The sequence below is a fragment of the Candidatus Clostridium helianthi genome, assembly GCF_045310795.1.
Lineage (GTDB): Bacteria > Bacillota > Clostridia > Clostridiales > Clostridiaceae > Clostridium > Clostridium helianthi.
In genome coordinates, this window is the sequence record NZ_JBJIAB010000025.1 from 1 (window position 1) to 18,355 (window position 18,355).

Consider the following 18,355-nt stretch of genomic DNA (forward strand, 5'->3'; position numbering starts at 1 on the left):
TACCGAAGAGTCTAAAGCTAGATCCCATCTAGCTTTAGACTCTTCGAAATTCTATAATTTCCTATACAATAAAAAAATGCCTTTATTAATAATAAAGACATCTTTGTCAAAACTATAATACCATATTGGCAATATATATTCTATAATTTTATAGACAATAATTTAGTGCACATTGGACAATTAATAATTTTCTTGTTATTTCAGTGCTAATGCCAAAATTCCTCATTTATAAGATAAATATTCATAAACAAATAAATATTGTAACTTTTGTTACATACTTATTATCATATAAAAACTATACTTTAGTTAATGAATTACAAATATTAATGAGGTGTTAATTATGAATATAGATAATTTGATGAGAGAACATAAAGGTATTTTTGAGGAAATAAATTATATAAATGAGTCAATTAATAATAAAAAATTCGAATCTGATCTTTTGGATATAACTACTCATATAAACAAACTTGCTGGAAAGTTGAAAATTCATCTAAGTTCAGAGGACAAATTTTTATACCCTAATCTACTTAATGGAGATGATAATAAACTTAAAAGGCTAGCAAATTCATATATTAATGAAATGGGTGGAATTTCAGATACATTTACAAATTATAAAAATAAATTTAATACAAAGAGTAAAATAATATCTGAAGGCAATGAAGTTTTTATAAGCGAAACAAAAAAAATCTTAGTTGCTATAGAAAAGAGAATTAGTAAAGAAGAAAGTGAGTTATATAAATTAATTAGATAGATTTGTATAATTAAAATAAACTCGATTCACTTAAAGCTAAGCGAATTGAGTTTATAAATGCTTTTCCTATATATTCTTATTTATCTTCAAATAATGCAGTTGATAAATAACGTTCTCCTGTATCTGGTAATAATACCACAACTGTTTTTCCTGCATTCTCCGGACGTTTTGCTAATTCTGTTGCAGCATATGCAGCAGCTCCCGATGAAATACCAACAAGTAAGCCTTCTGTTTTAGATAATTCTCTAGCAGCAGAAAATGCTTCCTCTGTTGTTATTTTTATAATTTCATCATATATTTTTGTATTTAAAACGTCTGGTACAAATCCAGCACCAATTCCTTGTATTTTGTGAGGGCCTGATTTACCTTCTGATAAAACTGGTGAATCTGCTGGTTCTACTGCAACAATTTTAATATCTGGATTTTTAGATTTTAAGTATTCTCCAACTCCTGTAACAGTTCCACCTGTACCAACACCTGCAACAAATATATCTACTTTTCCATCTGTGTCTTCCCATATTTCAGGACCAGTTGTATTTTTATGAACTTCTGGATTGGCTGGATTTACAAATTGTCCTGGTATAAATGAATTTGGAGTCTCATTTGCTAACTCACTTGCTTTAGCTATAGCCCCTTTCATTCCCTTTGCTCCTTCAGTTAGAACTATTTCAGCTCCATAAGCTTTTATAAGACTACGTCTTTCTACACTCATTGTTTCTGGCATAACAATTATAACCTTATACCCTTTTGCAGTACCTACAGATGCAATACCGATTCCTGTATTACCACTAGTTGGCTCAATTATTACTGATCCTGGTTTTAATAAACCTTTGTTTTCAGCATCTTCTATCATAGCCTTTGCAATTCTATCTTTAACGCTTCCTGCTGGATTAAAATACTCCAACTTAGCTAATATTGTTCCTTTTAAATCTTTTCCCTTACTATAATTTGCAACTTCTAGTAATGGGGTTCTACCTACTAATTCTGCTAAATTCTTATATATCTTTGACATTCCAACCACTCCTTAAACTTTCTCATATAATTCTTATCAGTTTACTATGTTATAAGTATATTCCTCTACTTTTATATAGTCAATACTTTTTTGTATATTTTAAAAAGTTTTGCCTAAATTACATATATATGCAATTGATGATAAATATACATATTAATAATTATTTTAAAAAATAAAATAGTAAATTTTATTTTTGATATATTATAACATTCTATTTTCTAACTATTTATAGTAATTTATTCATAATTCAATTATTGCTAATTTTTAAAGAACAAAGTTTCAGGTAACTTTAGATAAATTCTGTATTGTGCTTCAAACTCTTTTTATATATGTAGATTTCCTACAGAATAAAAAATAAGCAAATTCCTAGACTCAGGATATTTTGCTTATTTTTCTCTATATTGAAACACATCTTGATTCCGATATTTGTTTTAATAGATATTACTTTATGAATTTAATCACTCCATCTTTTCTTCCGTGTGCCTTCGGTGTATTAGCCGGATACCCTAAAGCTGCCATTCCCCAAACAATATGATTTTCAGGTATTTCAAAGCTATTTAATACTTCCCTTACTTCTTTTTCATCACAAATATTCTTTAATTGATTAACCCAACATGAACCTATTCCTAGTGAATTTGCCATTAAGAATATATTTTCTAATGCACAAGAACAATCTGCAAGTCCATTTGTATTCTCTCTATCATTAGACAACATAATTAAAGTTGGAGGCGCATAAAAGTTATATCCAGCATCCCTTTTCAAAGCTTCTCTAACTACTTTTGCAAGCTGCTCCATCTTTTCTTTGCTTTGAACAACTGTAAATTGCCAACTTTGTTTGTTCATTCCGCTTGGCGCATTTACTCCTGCCTGTAAAATTAAATCTAATTCTTCATCTTTTAATTGTTCTTCCTTAAAAGCTCTCACACTTCTTCTTGTTAATATGTTTTGTAATACTTCATTCATGATAACATCTCCTTTTACACAAAAATGTTTATACGTTATTTTTCCATTTAATTTGAAGATAATTAATTATAATTCTTATATTTAAATTATACCACTATATCAATTTTATGACTAATTACACCAATCTGGTTTTATTAATATCATCTTTTCTATTCATTAGGTAGTTTAATATAGTCAATGTTACTTTTTCTATATTGCACAGGTGTAATATTAAACTGTTTCTTAAAATGTTTATAAAAAGTAGGAGTATCCTTAAATCCACAAGAATAAGAAATTTCTGTTATATTCATTTTCGTGGTTTCAAGTAAATTCACGGCAGTATTTAACCGAAAAGAAATAAGATATTTTTGAGGTGAAATTTTATATTCATCCATAAATATTTTATATAAATATGTTCTATCAATTCCAACGTATTTAGCTATATCGCTAACTTTGATATCATAGCCAAAGTTATTATAAATATAATCGCGGGCCTTATCAGCATATGATTCACAAGTATTTTTTTCTTTTATATTCGCCTGATCATACATGGTTGAAAAACACATATACAACTGACCAATGAGAGCATACTCATTGTGACTATCTTCTTCATAATTATGTATTAGTGAAAGTAGCCTTTCTTTGAAAATTCCATTACTATTATCCTTAAAAATCAAATTATTTTTTGATAATCCACAATTTTTTAGAATAGTGCTAGCATCATTCCCATCAAAACTTACCCAACAGTACTCCCAAGGCTCTTCTTTATCTGCTTTATAATAGGTAGATTCACCTGGACAAATTAAGAAAGCCTCTCCTCTTTGTAATTCATAGCATTTGTTATTTACATAATATTTCCCTTTTCCATTTAAAATATAATGCAAAAGATAGTGATGACGAATGGCAGGCCCAAAAGAATGGGATGGCGCACAGACCTCATGGCCTCCATAGTATATTGTTAAAGTACTGATTGATCTATATTTTGAAGTAAATTCTAACTTTGCTTCCATTAATTAATCCTCCTCTATGGTACTTACATATAGATAAACCAACTAAGACCTAGACTTATGCATATATCTCGCCGAAATGAGAATTATGCTGTTGTTCCAGTTTCTAAGGAAATTATGATGGATGATTCTAAGCTCACAAGTTGCACCCAAGATGCTAGCCTCAAAGGCAAGCTTTGAACTAGCATACTTGGAACAACTTTTAATCTAAGAATCAAAGCCATCAAATTCCTAATGAAACATTTCACAAAAGCATAATTCTTATTTCTAGTTGGGATATATTTCATAGTATAAATCTAACTTAAAGTTGGGTTATCTATACTTTATGAATATAGCTATCCAACTTTAAAACTAAATTTATGTAATAAATTACCAAAATCATAAATCCACTTTTAATTTTTATTAATAAAAGTATACAAACATTCAACATAACCACAATTTTTAGAAACATAAAACATAGAAAGCATACATTTACAATTATATAATTTATTTATAATTATATCAAAATTACTCAAGGAGGATGATTATATGAAAATTACATTTATGGGAGCTGGAAGTACTGTATTTGCAAGAAATGTGTTAGGTGATTGTATGTGCACAGAAGCACTACGAGATAGTGAAATTGCACTTTATGATATTGATGAGGAAAGATTAAAGGAAAGTGAAATAATCCTAAATGCAATCAACAAAAATATAAATAATGGCAGAGCTAATATAAAATGTTTTTTAGGCGTTGAAAATAGAAAGATAGCACTTAAAGATGCAACTTTTGTGGTTAATGCTATTCAGGTTGGAGGATATGATCCTTGCACAATCACAGATTTTGAAATTCCTAAAAAATATGGATTAAAACAAACTATTGCAGATACAATTGGAATCGGTGGAATTATGAGAGCTCTAAGAACAATTCCTGTAATGGCTGACTTCGCAAAAGATATGGAAGAAGTATGCCCTGATGCATATTTCTTAAACTATACTAATCCAATGGCTATGCTTACAGGTTTTATGCAACGTTTCACTAAAGTAAAAACAATTGGACTTTGTCATAGTGTGCAAGTATGTTCAGAACATTTGTTAAAAGATTTAGGCATGGAAGATAAATTAGAAGGTAGAAAAGAATTAATTGCTGGTATTAATCATATGGGTTGGTTATTAGAAATATATGATAAAGCAGGCAATGATTTATACCCTGAGATTAGAAAAAGAGCTGAGCTAAAAAATTCTGGTGAAGAAAAACATAAAGACATGGTTCGTTATGAATACATCAAACACCTTGGATACTATTGCACTGAGTCAAGCGAACATAATGCAGAATATAATCCTTTTTTCATTAAATCAAAATATCCAGAACTAATTAATAAATTTAATATCCCTCTAGATGAATATCCAAGAAGATGTATTGAACAAATTGAGGGTTGGCAAAAAGAAAAAAATGAAATATTACGTGATGGTAAAGTTACACATGAACGTTCAAAAGAATATGCATCTTATATTATGGAGGCAATTGTGACTAATACCCCTTATAAAATTGGTGGTAATGTACTAAATACTGGACTCATTGATAATTTACCAACTGATGCCTGTGTAGAAGTTCCTTGTATGGTCGACGCTATGGGAATTCATCCAACTCATGTAGGAAAACTTCCAACTCAACTTGCTGCTATGAATATGAGTAATATAAATGCTCAGCTATTGACAATTGAAGCAGCAGTTACAAAAGATAGACGTAAAATCTATCAAGCTGCCCTGATGGATCCACATACAGCTGCTGAACTATCCATTGATGATATTATAAAAATGTGTGATGAAATGATCGAAGCTCACGGAGATTATATGAAAGACTTTAATGTTTAAACACTATATTATTAAAAATCCCCTAAAAACATTCACCTAATCCTTTTAGGGGATTTTCTTTCTTCTTAACTTATTTAGAGACTTTCCCTTTTAATATTATTTTTCCATATAATATTGTAAATAATGCTCCACATGATATTGCAATACAATGTGCTATTATGTAATTTACATACCCCTTATTTGCACTTGATGCTATTGCAAAACCAGGAACACCTGTAGTTCCAAATCCCATTGAAACTAGTTTACTAATGTAAACATAACCTCCTGCAATTGCTGCTCCCAAGCAGCCTGCAACTAAAGGAAATTTGTTTCTTAAGTTCACACCGAAAATTGCTGGTTCTGATATTCCAAATAATGTTGAAGTAAATGCTGGAATTGCAAGTTCTCTTATTTTTATGTCTTTCCAATGCAGTGCTAAGTATCCTAAAACCGCTCCACCTTGAGCTGCTACTGCAACTGACATTAATGGATTCAAGAAGTTTGTGCCTGTATCTGCTAAAAGTTGACTTTCAATAGCACCTAAAATATGATGTATTCCTGTAATAACTATTATTTGCTGTACTCCTGCAAAAAACATATATCCAAAAATGCCAAAACTTTGAGTTATCCATAGTAATCCCATTGTTACTCCACTAGCCAAAGCACGTCCTACTGGTCCTATAATTGTGAATAGTAAGAACGAAGCAACAAAGACTGTAAGCATTGGTGATACTAGTAACTTAACGCTGTTGTGAACTTTTCTATCAAAGAAGGTATCAAGTTTTGCAACCACAAATCCCATCATTAAAGCAATAATTATTCCACCCTGAAAGCCAACTAATTTTATATTAAGTCCTATGACATTTATGATATCTGGATTTACAGCACCTTTAGCGGCTTCATAGGCATCTGCTAAATTGCTATTTAACATAACTGCTCCGATAACCAATCCTAATACTGGTTTTCCGCCATATCTTCTAGTAGCAGAATACACAACTATTAATGGCAGAATACTAAAAACACTAGATGAAACTATGCTAACAAACCTATTTACACCTGATAAAGCTGGATACATTTGAATAATTGATTTTTCTCCAAATAGTCCCGCCTGTCCAAGTAATCCTGATAATCCCATTAGTAATGCTGCTGCAAGTATTCCCGGCATAATATCAATAAATACATCTGATAAGGATTTAATTCCTCTTTGTAATGGATTAAGCTTCTGAGCTGATTTACTCTTTACGTCAGATAAGGACATATTCTCTATTCCTACTAATTTAGAAAAAACCTCGTAAACTTCAGTTACAAGTCCAGCTCCAAAAATAATTTGAAGCTGGTCTCCAACTATAAATACTCCTTTAACTAATTCAATATTGTCTAGTTTATCCATCTTAGCTTTAATATTATCATCTAAAACTATTCTAAGTCTTGTTGCACAATGAGCAACACCTTGTATATTATCTTTTCCACCGATATTCTGTATAATTTCTTCAGAAATTTTTAGATACCTCTCTTGTTTACCCATAATTTATCTTCCTTTCGTATTATACATCTTGCAGAATTTATATCTTTTTGAATCTCCATTGAATGCTAAGAAAATCTTGCTTTACCCTTTCAATGGTAATCCCGACATTCATTAATTCATCTCCACCAAATATCTCTCCTGTTGAAATATCTTGATAATCATATTCCGAGTTCAACCCTTTAAATTTTATTGTTCTAATTGGCGCCGCTGGAAGTGATAGTATTCTAACATATGTTGCTACAAATTCACTTTTGTCATTAGACACAAAATTCCATGCAGCTTCATTTCCATCAAAAGGATTAAATATTCTATATAATTCTCCGAACTGTACTATTTCTCTTATATCATTATATAATTTAACTTGCTCTCTAACCATTTCTTTTTCTTCATTTGTAAGCTTTGTTAAATCTAATTCATACCCAAAATTTCCTGTCATAGCTACATGTCCTCTTGTCTCAAGTGGTGTTATTCTTCCAACTTGATGGTTTGGAGCAGTTGAAACATGCGCTCCCATAGTTATTGCTGGATATACAAAACTCGTGCCATATTGAATCTTTGTTCTACATATTGCATCGGTATTATCACTTGTCCAAGTCTGTGGCATATAATACAGCATTCCTGCATCAAATCTTCCACCACCACTCGAACAGCTTTCAAACAGTACATTAGGAAATCTACTTACTAGTTCCTCCATTACCCTATATAAACCTAAGATGTACCTATGACTTACTTCTTCCTGTCTTTCACAAGTCAATATTTCTGAGCCAATATCTGTAACATGACGATTCATATCCCATTTTACATAAGTTATTGGGGCGCTTGATAATATATTTGAGACTGATTCTATAATATAGCTACAAACTTCATCCCTCGATAGGTCTAACACAAGCTGATTCCTTCCTAATATATGAGGTCTGTTTGGAACGTGTATACACCAATCTGGATGTTTTCTATACAAATCACTATCTATAGATACCATTTCTGGTTCAAACCAAATTCCAAACTCCATTCCAATACTTATTATTTTATTTGCCAGTGCCTCTAATCCATTTGGAAGCTTACGTTTGTCTACAATCCAATCTCCTAAAGAGCTATTATCATCATCTCTCCTTCCAAACCATCCATCATCTAATACAAAGAGTTCTATTCCAAGCTCTCTTCCTTCTTTAGCTATACTTTCAATCTTCTCTTCATCAAAGTCGAAATACGTTGCCTCCCAATTATTTATGAGAATAGGCCTTACTTTATTTTTAAATTTTCCCCGGCATAAATTTTGACTGTACAATTTATGGTAGATCCTAGACATTTCTCCTATTCCATTTTGTGTATAAACCATGACAGCTTCTGGTGTTTGGAATCCTTTTCCAACTTCTAGAAGCCATGAAAAATCAAAAGGATTTATTCCCATAGATACTCTAGTATTATTATAAGAATCTACTTGCACTTGGGCTGTAAAATTTCCACTATAAACCAAATTAAAACTATATACTTCTCCACTATCTTCTGTTGTGTCTTTCCTAATTAATGCTAAAAAAGGAGCTTGCTGTGGGCTGCTTGCTCCTCTGCAGCTATCTATAAGTTGTACTCCTGGTACAATCTTTCTTCTTGCTATATTCTTTTCATTATTGTGAGCTCCATATAGAGTTATCATTTCAAAATCATCATCTCTAAAATCAACACTCATACTTAATGCTCTAAGAAGCCTTATACTCTCTTTTCCTTTATTACTAAAGCTAACACTCCTAGTTATTACATCTAGTTCTTTAAATAACGTATAACTTAAAGTAACTTCTAACCCAATCACAACATCTTCCATAATAATTTCAAGAGTTTCCGCTTCATCTATATAATTTGCATAAGTAGCAGGCAAACCTTCAAGCTCTCGTTTTCCTTTATATAATCCATATCCCTTATATCGAAGATCTGAAATTCTATATCCATCATTAATTCTGACCTGATACGCTGGAATTCTAAAATCTCCATTTCCAAATGCTTGATATTCTTGAGGGATAGTATCAAGGGAAAAAGTTCTGTCTTTATCGTCTGGATTGGGAGAAAATCCTCTATCCATAAATACTATTTTATTACTTCCTCTATATTTATTGATTCTTTTACCCCAGTATAAATGTGCTAAATACCCATCTCTTATTACTTGCATTACATAACTAGTATTCTTCCCCTGCAAATGAAACAGTAATTTTTCTTCGTTTATCTTTATACTCATATGTATCTCCTAATCTATCTTTAAAATTCTATTTGGTTTAAATATTCAAAATATATTATTTTAAAATTGTGCACTAATTTTAAAGCAATATGGAATTAAATATTTTATACTTTAATTTTAATTGTTTACATGATATATTTATATAGAAAAATGTAGACTCAAAAAGCATTCCTGTGACAACTAATATTTTTATTCAAAATCTTAAAAATATATAAACTAAGATATGATTTTAATAATGAGAGGTATAAAAAATGGCTTTTGTTTTTTCTAATAACAATGATTACTCAAACATTGAACTTAACCTTTATACATGTGGCATAGAATCTTGCGAAAGTGAACATTCCTATGGCCCTGCTGTACGAAGTGGCTATATGATTCACTATGTACTTGATGGAAAAGGTACATATAAAGTTAATGGAAAAACCTATAACTTAGAAAAAAATCAAGGGTTTCTAATTGAACCAAATGTTCTAATATATTATAAAGCTGATAGAGCATTTCCTTGGAAGTACACTTGGATTGGATTTAATGGAATAAAAGCAAAAGATTATTTAAAGAGAACGACTCTATCTTCAGATAATCCTATCTTCTCTTTTCCCGAAAACAGTAATTTGCTTAATTCACTTAGTAATATTGTTGATTCATCAAAAACAACCTCTAATAGAAATTTAATTATTTTATCTAAGCTTTATGAATTTTTATATCTTCTATGCGAGAACTTCCCAAATCATGAAGTGATAACAACCGATCGACCAATAAATTATATTGAAGAAGCCTTATTTTTCATTCATCAAAATTATGCAGATAAAATAGCTATTAAGGACATTGCCGCTCATATCTGCATCGATCGTTCTTATTTACATAGAATATTTAAAAATTTCACAAATAAATCTCCGCAGGAATATCTTCTTTCCCTACGGATGGAAAAAGCAGCTTCATTACTTCAAAACACTGAGTTGAGAATTAGCGATGTGTCTCGTTCTGTCGGTTATTCCGATCCACTTTTATTTTCTAAAACCTTCAAAAAATCAAAAGGATTAAGCCCTTCTGACTTTCGGTATAAATGCTCAAATCTAGAATAATATTTTATATTTTTTTATTTAATAGTCGTTCTCTGCCACATAATATAGATATAGATATTCATATGAATATTTATATACTCAATTAAAGGCTGCTCCACTTTATCTTATCCTAATTATCAATTGGGACAGGTAAAAGTAAAGCAACCTTTAATCAAACTCTTTAAATAGGATATTTTCTACTGCTCAATTTGGATATATCTATGTAATTTAATTATATGAGCAAATTAATGATTTGAAATATTTTTATACATTCTTACGCAAATATATTAAGATAATATTTATTTAAAAGATAAACTCTTTGAACAAATACGTGTTATTATTTTATTTATAATATCTATTAACGGACCTACAAAAAGTGTAGCAGTTATAGTGCCAATTCCTATAGGCCCTTTCAAAATAAATGCAATTATAATACATATTCCGTCTATAGAAAGTTTTGCTTTCATTAAACTTATACTCTTTTCTTCTGTAAGTGCTACCATTAAGTCATCTGTTGGATTCACAGGCAACTTCGGAATAATATATATTGATATTCCAGTTGCAATTAGGAATATTCCAATGAAATATATAACTACTTTCTCATAGGTTGTGCTAAACACTATTCTTTCAGTCATCATTACCCACATATCTGTAAAAATCCCTACTAGTATTGAAGTTAAAAATGTAGTGAATTTTAGAAACCTTTTTCTTACCATTGACGAAATAACAGCAACAACAAAAGATGTTATCCATATTGCTATTGAAACATTAACCTTTAGCAAGTTAGCTAATCCAAAATTTATAGAATCATATGCTCCCGCTCCAACTTCTGATTTAACTGTCAATGATACTCCTAACGTCATTAATACAATCCCACTCAAAAATACCATAAATTGTTTTACATTATATTTCATATTCTTTGCCATCCGATATTCTTAAGATTTTACTTTGATAATCAGATATTAGGTATATTTATTGCTTCTTGCGCTTTTCCAAATAGCTGTAACTCTTCTATATGAATCATTCTTAGCTCTTTGAACCAGTACTAGCAATCCCCTCAATAAACTGTCTTTGGAATATGATAAATAATAAAAGCATTGGCCATATAGCTATCATCGAACCTGCCATTAGTTGCGGAAAGTTTGTTGAATATTGGCCTTGTAGTGATGCAAGACCTGATGATAACGGCATTTTATCTATCGAAACATTTACTATTAAAGGCCACATTAGATCTTTCCAAGCAAATAATGCAGTAAATATTCCAAGAGCTATTAACCCTGATCTAGTTAAAGGCATCATAATCTTCCAAAATATCTGCCATCTATTACACCCATCTAATATTGCGGCTTCTTCAAGCTCGTTTGGTATTCCAATAAAAAATTGTCTAAGCAAAAAGGTACCAAATGCGCTTACTATTCCAGGAATAACTAAGGCTGAAATTGTATTTAGTAATCCCAACTTTGAAACTATGTTATATTGAGGGATGATAAACAATTGTCCTGGTATCATCATTTGAATAAGTACAATCATGAAAAAGAAATTTTTACCTGGAAATTTTATTCTAGCAAAAGCGTATGCTGCCATTGCACTAAAAAATACTGAACCTAGTATTCTAAATATAAGCATTAGAATTGTATTTATATAGAATCGCCCAAAAGGTAGTAAGTCCCATACATCCTTATAGTTGCTAAACTTGAACTGTCTAGGAATAATTGTAGGTGGGACTTGTGTCGACTCAGTTAGATTCTTTAGAGATGTTATTATCATCCATATGAATGGAAGTAACATTGCTAAGGAACCTATTATTAATATACCATGAATTATGATTTTTTTTGATTTCAGACTTTCTTTCATAAAACTGCACCTCCTAACTATTGATAATGAACCCACTTCTTCTGTAACTTAAGCTGAATCACTGTAATTATTAAAATTATTATTAGCAATAACATAACTATTGCTGAACCATAACCTTTATCATTGGTAATAAAGGAATACTTATAGAATAAATAAACCAATGACTGAGTTTTTTCCATTGCAATATTAGTTTTATCAATCATCATAAATATATAATCAAACACTTGAAGTGAACTTATCATCGTTGTAACTACAACAAAGAACATTGTTGGAGATACTAAGGGAAATGTGATAGCGAAAAATTGCCTTATAGGTCCCGCCCCATCAATATCAGCAGCTTCGTAGAAGCTTTTTGGTATTTCCTGAAGACCTGCAAGTAAAATAACCATGTTATAGCCTATAGTACTCCATATGCCTACTACTATTACAGATATAAGAGCAATATTGGGATCAGTAAGCCATTTTACTCCCGATATTCCTACTAATGAAAGTAAATAATTAAACAAACCATAATCTGAACTATATAACCATCTCCAAACCATAGCTATAGCTGCTGGAGCTGAAACCATGGGAAGAAAATAAATTGTACGATAGATAGTTTTTCCCTTAATCTTTGAATTCAATAATACAGCAATGAATAAAGAAATAATTACACCTACTGGAACTGAAATAACTGTATATTCAAGGGTATTTATAACTGCATGCATCACACTTGAATCAGAAAACATACGTATATAGTTATCTAAGCCAACCCACTGATTCTTTCCGAAACCGCTAGTTTTAGTAAAACTCAAATAGCACGTTTGAATTAATGGCCATATATTTAATACAATAAGTCCTAATATGGTTGGAGCTATCATTAAATAAGCCCAACCATAATCACGTAAGTTCTTTCTATTTGTTTTCTTAACTTCATCTGTAACTTTTCGTGTGTCTCTTTCAATAACCATAATTCTATATTTCGCCTCCTCTTTATAATATTTATATCTTGGATCGATAACAGCCAACAACTAGTTTACTGACTGTTATCATTTAAATTCCTACTGTTCTGTAGCTAAAAGATCATTCATTTCCTTAGCCATTTGATTACACCCATCTTCTACTGATATGTCACCTGACCACATTTTAGAGAATATTTGTGTTTCTAATGGATCCCATTTTGATCTTGTTTCAGAATTAGGGAATATGTGTGCATATTCTAACATTTGCGGGTATACTTTTACATTAAATTGTTTGTTATTATCTATCCATGCTTGCTCAGTTCCTTTGAATGCTGGAATTGCTGCAGCTTTTTCAGCTTGAATAGCATTTGCCTCTTTTGTACCCATGAACTCTAAGAACTTCCAAGCCGCATCTGGATTCTTTGTTTTTGCTGAAACCGCATTTCCTAATCCGTTATACATAGTTGCTTTTTTCTTTCCAAAAGGAAGAATAGCTACATCACAATTTTTAGCTACATATTCATTTGCTTTAAATTCACTTACCATCCATGATCCAAAAAATGCCATAGCACCTTTTCCTGATTCAAAGTATTGATCACGGCTCGTATCTGCGAATTGTTGTACTGTTGGAGAAACCTTATACTTTTGACTAAAATCAACTGCAAATTGCATTGCCTCTTTAGTTTCTGGTTTATCATAACCTGATTTTTTCTTATCTGCAGATAAAACTTCTCCTCCATTTTGATAGATGAAGTCATAATAATTTTGTTGAGTATCCACAGGCGATAAGAATCCATATACTCCGTTTGCTGGATCGTTTAATTTCTGAGCTACTTCTAATAGCTTGTTCCAATCCCATGTTCCATCTGGATAAGGTATACCTTTGGCATCAAACATAGTCTTGTTATACCATAGAGCTATTGTGTCATAATCTTTTGGTATTGCATAATTCTTTCCTTTCGCAGTATATAAATCTACAAGATCCTTAGGAAAATTATCTAGATTTACATCGCTGCTATTCTTTAGCTTATCAGTAATATCCATTAGCGCGTCGCCGTTAGCATATTTCAAGAAATTACTTGAATGCATCCAGAAAACATCTGGTAGTGTTCCACTTGAAGCTCCAGCATCTAACTTAGTCCAATATTGATCCCATGGTGTGACTTCAACATTTACAGTAATGTTAGGGTTTTTTTCATGGAAAGCTGCTGCAATTGCTTCCATGCCTGGTTTTTGATTCTTATCCCAGATTGCATAAGTTAAAGTAACATCACCTTTCGAGCCCCCACCAGTGGAATTGGTTCCACCACACCCAACAACTAAAGTACTTACAGCCACAGTTGCTGCAATAATGCTTATAAATTTCTTAATGCTCTTTTTCATTATTTGACCCCCTGTTTTTAATTATGTTTGAATACATATCCTAATTCTTAGCACTGTTATTTATTCAATTGCCATACATAAATAATATTATATTGTACTTCTAATTCAAATGGTTTAATGTAATCGTTTGATGGTTAAATGTGTACAAGTGAAAACATTTTCTCCGGATACCTGTGTAAATTTTAGTTACTAATATTTAAACTTAAACTCGATATATGTTTAATTCAGTGAAACCAGTAATACTTCTAATAGATAAAGTTAAATGGCAGGCGGTCCCACTTCCCTACCTGCCCTTAATTTTATTAGTTCAAGCAAAAGCGAAACAACCTGCCGTTAAATGTTCTCTTCAATTAATTCTCACATACTTCTCAATAAACATTAATGTACTTTCTTTGCTTTCATGCATATTTAACAAAAACAATTTATCTTCATATCTCTATTATTATAAAATTCATAACTGATTATTTATAATAATAAAATTTTATATTTTTCTCAATATCCACTGTTTAGCTGCATAATCACCTTTAAGCTCTGGTATAACTAATCCAATATTCATTAATTCATCTCCGCCAAAAACTATCTCTTCATCAATTATTTGATATTTCGCATCATTTTCTAAGGCTGTGAGCTTTAGCGGTTTATTCCATTTATTTGGCTCGGCATATTGCTTAATGTAGCTTATGACAATTTCCTTTTTATCTTTTGAGATATTCATCCATGCAACTTCGTTACTTTCAAAAGGGCTTATTAATCTATAAGTGTCTCCAAACTGAACTGTTTCCCTTATTTGCTTGTATAACTCAACTTGATTTTTTATTGCTTCCTTTTCTGCTTCTGTCAACTTAGTAATATCAAGCTCATACCCAAAATTTCCTGACATAGCAACAATTCCTCTTGTTCCTATAGGAGTAACCCTTCCAACCTGATGATTTGGCACTGCTGATACGTGGCAGCCCATTGAAGCACTTGGGTAAACTAAGGATGTTCCAAATTGTATCTTAAGTCTTTCTATAGCATCGGTATCATCACTTGTCCAAGTTTGTGGCATATAGTACAGCATTCCTGGATCAAACCTACCGCCGCCTCCAGAACAGCTTTCAAATAATATCTCTGGGAACTTTGCTGTTATTTCCTCGAGTATTCTATATAAACCTAGCATATACCTATGTGCTGTTTCTCTTTGTCTTTCAGGTGGCAGTCCAAGTGAACCTATTTCACTCATATTTCTGTTCATATCCCATTTTACATATGAAATAGATGCATTCTCTAATACACTACTAACTGTTTCTATTATATAATCACATACCTCTTTTCTTGATAGATCTAATATAAGCTGTTCTCTAGCAGTTGACCTATTTCTACCTGGTATATGAATGCACCAGTCAGGATGATTTTTATATAATTCGCTGTTTGGAGATACCATTTCAGGTTCAAACCATAATCCAAATTGTAATCCTATTTCATTTATTTCTTTAGAAAGCTTTCCAAGTCCACCTTTTATTTTTTCTTCATTAACAAACCAATCACCTAAAGATGTGGTATCATCATCTCTCTTTCCAAACCAGCCATCATCAAGAACAAAAAGTTCTATTCCTAAATCACTTGCTTCACTAGCAATTTCCTTTATACTAGTTTCATTAAAATCAAAGTAAGTGGCTTCCCAATTATTTATAAGAATTGGTCTTACTTCATCTCTATATTTACCCCTGCATAAGCGTTTACCGTATAAATTATTATATATTTGAGACATTCCTGTTAATCCATCTGAAGAATATACGAGTACCGCTTCTGGAGCCTGAAACTCCTCATTTTTTTCTAATATCCAATTGAAATCAAAAGGATTCATACCAATCTGAGCTCTGGCTTTACTATACATATCAACTTCGATAGCAGCTAAAAAATTCCCACTATAAACTAAGCTAAATCCATAAACATCTCCATTTTGTTCACTTGCACCTTTTCGTGCTAATGCCATAAAAGGATTTTGAGCATGACTACTTGCTCCCCTTCTACTTTCTATTGACTGCATTCCAGACCTAAGGCCTGTTCTAACAATATGTCTTTCCCTTGCCCAAGCACCTGATAAATGTATAAAATCAAAATTATCTTCTTTAAAATCAACATTAGCACTTAAAACTCTCAATATATTTATATTTTCTTCACTCTCATTTACTATCCTAACTGATTTTGTTATTGAATCAAATTCTTCAAAAACACTATATGTTAATATAACCTTTACATTTTTTAGTTCATCTCGTAAATATATTTCTAAAGTTTCTGCTTCATCATCAGCTTCAACATAGGTTGATGGTAATCCTCTAAGAAAAGGCTTTCCTCTATAAATTTTATGGCCATCATACCTAAAATCAGTAGCTGAAGTTCCATCTTTAAACTGAATTTCTATTGCTGGTGAACGTAAATCAGTACTTCCATATCCAGGGTATTCCTGAGACACCGCTTCCAATTGAAAAGTCCCTATACTATCTGTATTAGTAAGAAAACTTCCCCATAAATTTTTTTCAATAAGGTAATCTAAATTATTAGTATTTATTTTTCTCCCCCAGTATAGGTAAGTTAAATGGTTAGTTTCTAACACTTTTGCTATATAACTTGTTTTTTGGGTTTTTAGATGAAATGTTCTTGTATTCTTTTCATAAATAATTGCCATATTAATTCCTCCATTTAATATATACTCTTTGGATACAACTATTTTCAGAACATATTTACTTTAGTAAACTAGTTGATAAATAATTCTGTTAATGTTATCATTTCCTCATAGATTTTTTTAGACTAAGTTTATCTATGTATTCATTATAATTACATGAAAGAGCGAATTATATGGTGTTATGTATGTTGCTTATGTAGAAATGTTATGTTTTGCGACTACCAACTTAAGGAGTGTGTAAATATCATGGAAATTAAATATGAAGAAAGTAACAAATCAAAATATCTTGAACCACAAAAGAAACAATCTGTAGACTTGTTTCTGTGCTATTGCGGTTCAGAAAATTGTACTCCTGGTTATTCATATGGTCCAGCAATAAGGCCTCAATATTTAATTCACTATATAATTGACGGGGAAGGTTCCTACACTGTTAATAACACAACATATAAACTTAAGAAAAACCAAGGCTTTTTGATTTGTCCAAATGTTTTAACTTATTATAAAGCAGATGAGAATAATCCTTGGACCTATATGTGGGTTGGTTTTAATGGTGTTAAAGCTCAAACTTATTTAAATTATGCAAATCTAAATGAAGAAAATCTTATATTTGAATATTCAAAAGACGACTCCTTAAAAAACTACATTTCTGAAATGCTTAAATTAAAAGAAATGGATTATTCGAATGAATTAAAACTTGAAGGACTTTTATATTTCTTTATGTCTGCATTAGCTGAAACAAGAAAAGACTCTTATAATATAAAAACCTATAAAAGTACTGAATTATATTTAGAAAAATCTATAGAATTTATAGAAAATAATTACTCAAACAATATAAAAATAAATGATATCGCCAGTTATATTGGTATAAACAGAAGCTATCTTGCAAACATTTTTAAGAGAAATATTAATATGTCACCACAAGAATTTTTAGTAAACTATAAAATAGATAAGGCTTGCGAGCTTCTAAAAAGTACAGATTTATCAATTAAGGCTATTGCTGCCTCAGTGGGTTACACTGATCCACTAACCTTTTCTAAGATATTCAAAAAAATTATAGGTAATAACCCAAAAAGTTATAGGGAAAGTGCTTTTCCCAATAAAATATAGTTATTTAGCTAAAAATACGCCATTCTAAAAATTAGATGACGTATTTTTTC

Annotated in this window: 14 protein-coding genes; 4 read left to right on the forward strand and 10 right to left on the reverse strand. The window is 31.0% G+C overall.

What is annotated here, in order from left to right; all coding sequences use genetic code 11:
- The first annotated feature begins 340 nt into the window (after positions 1–340).
- On the forward strand, positions 341–751 hold the full coding sequence (locus tag ACJDTP_RS17560; protein ID WP_406761971.1) for a hemerythrin domain-containing protein: 411 nt from the start codon (positions 341–343) through the stop codon (positions 749–751).
- 76 nt (positions 752–827) lie between these two features.
- Here the strand turns inward: ACJDTP_RS17560 and cysK are convergent, their stop codons facing one another.
- From cysK to ACJDTP_RS17575, 3 genes are all read right to left on the reverse strand, one after another.
- Entirely contained in the window at positions 828–1,763 is a 936-nt protein-coding gene (gene cysK / locus ACJDTP_RS17565) for a cysteine synthase A (protein WP_077838876.1), read from the reverse strand.
- Between the two features lie 441 nt (positions 1,764–2,204).
- Positions 2,205–2,726, reverse strand: coding sequence for a nitroreductase family protein (locus tag ACJDTP_RS17570; RefSeq protein WP_041899835.1), 522 nt, complete (start codon positions 2,724–2,726; stop codon positions 2,205–2,207).
- A 149-nt stretch (positions 2,727–2,875) separates the two neighbouring features.
- The gene (locus tag ACJDTP_RS17575; protein ID WP_406761972.1) at positions 2,876–3,715 is read right to left on the reverse strand and encodes an AraC family transcriptional regulator; all 840 of its coding nucleotides are present in this window, start codon (positions 3,713–3,715) and stop codon (positions 2,876–2,878) included.
- 525 nt (positions 3,716–4,240) lie between these two features.
- Here ACJDTP_RS17575 and melA point away from each other — a divergent pair.
- On the forward strand, positions 4,241–5,566 hold the full coding sequence (melA, locus tag ACJDTP_RS17580; RefSeq protein WP_406761973.1) for an alpha-glucosidase/alpha-galactosidase: 1,326 nt from the start codon (positions 4,241–4,243) through the stop codon (positions 5,564–5,566).
- Between the two features lie 70 nt (positions 5,567–5,636).
- Here melA and ACJDTP_RS17585 read toward each other — a convergent pair whose 3' ends face one another.
- Together ACJDTP_RS17585 and ACJDTP_RS17590 are read right to left on the reverse strand one after the other, a co-directional pair.
- Positions 5,637–7,070, reverse strand: coding sequence for a PTS transporter subunit EIIC (locus ACJDTP_RS17585; RefSeq protein ID WP_406761974.1), 1,434 nt, complete (start codon positions 7,068–7,070; stop codon positions 5,637–5,639).
- A gap of 37 nt (positions 7,071–7,107) precedes the next feature.
- Entirely contained in the window at positions 7,108–9,294 is a 2,187-nt protein-coding gene (locus ACJDTP_RS17590; protein WP_406761975.1) for an alpha-galactosidase, read from the reverse strand.
- A 251-nt stretch (positions 9,295–9,545) separates the two neighbouring features.
- On the opposite strand from ACJDTP_RS17590, the gene ACJDTP_RS17595 reads away from it, so the two are divergent.
- On the forward strand, positions 9,546–10,376 hold the full coding sequence (locus ACJDTP_RS17595) for an AraC family transcriptional regulator (RefSeq protein ID WP_171772569.1): 831 nt from the start codon (positions 9,546–9,548) through the stop codon (positions 10,374–10,376).
- Between the two features lie 278 nt (positions 10,377–10,654).
- Here ACJDTP_RS17595 and ACJDTP_RS17600 read toward each other — a convergent pair whose 3' ends face one another.
- From ACJDTP_RS17600 to ACJDTP_RS17620, 5 genes are all read right to left on the reverse strand, one after another.
- Positions 10,655–11,269, reverse strand: a complete 615-nt coding sequence (locus tag ACJDTP_RS17600; RefSeq protein WP_406761976.1) for a YczE/YyaS/YitT family protein — start codon at positions 11,267–11,269, stop codon at positions 10,655–10,657.
- A gap of 112 nt (positions 11,270–11,381) precedes the next feature.
- A complete protein-coding gene (locus tag ACJDTP_RS17605; RefSeq protein ID WP_077842397.1) occupies positions 11,382–12,209 on the reverse strand; it encodes a carbohydrate ABC transporter permease in 828 nt (275 codons plus the stop codon).
- Between the two features lie 17 nt (positions 12,210–12,226).
- Positions 12,227–13,159 carry a carbohydrate ABC transporter permease gene (locus ACJDTP_RS17610; protein ID WP_077869580.1) on the reverse strand — a complete coding sequence of 311 codons (933 nt, stop codon included), beginning with the start codon at positions 13,157–13,159 and terminating at the stop codon, positions 12,227–12,229.
- Positions 13,160–13,249: 90 nt separating this feature from the next.
- On the reverse strand, positions 13,250–14,533 hold the full coding sequence (locus ACJDTP_RS17615) for an ABC transporter substrate-binding protein (protein WP_077869579.1): 1,284 nt from the start codon (positions 14,531–14,533) through the stop codon (positions 13,250–13,252).
- A 481-nt stretch (positions 14,534–15,014) separates the two neighbouring features.
- A complete protein-coding gene (locus tag ACJDTP_RS17620) occupies positions 15,015–17,201 on the reverse strand; it encodes an alpha-galactosidase (RefSeq protein ID WP_406761977.1) in 2,187 nt (728 codons plus the stop codon).
- Between the two features lie 243 nt (positions 17,202–17,444).
- Here ACJDTP_RS17620 and ACJDTP_RS17625 point away from each other — a divergent pair, with 243 nt between their 5' ends.
- Complete coding sequence (locus tag ACJDTP_RS17625; RefSeq protein WP_171772574.1) at positions 17,445–18,305, forward strand: AraC family transcriptional regulator; 861 nt, start codon at positions 17,445–17,447, stop codon at positions 18,303–18,305.
- Positions 18,306–18,355 lie beyond the last annotated feature (50 nt).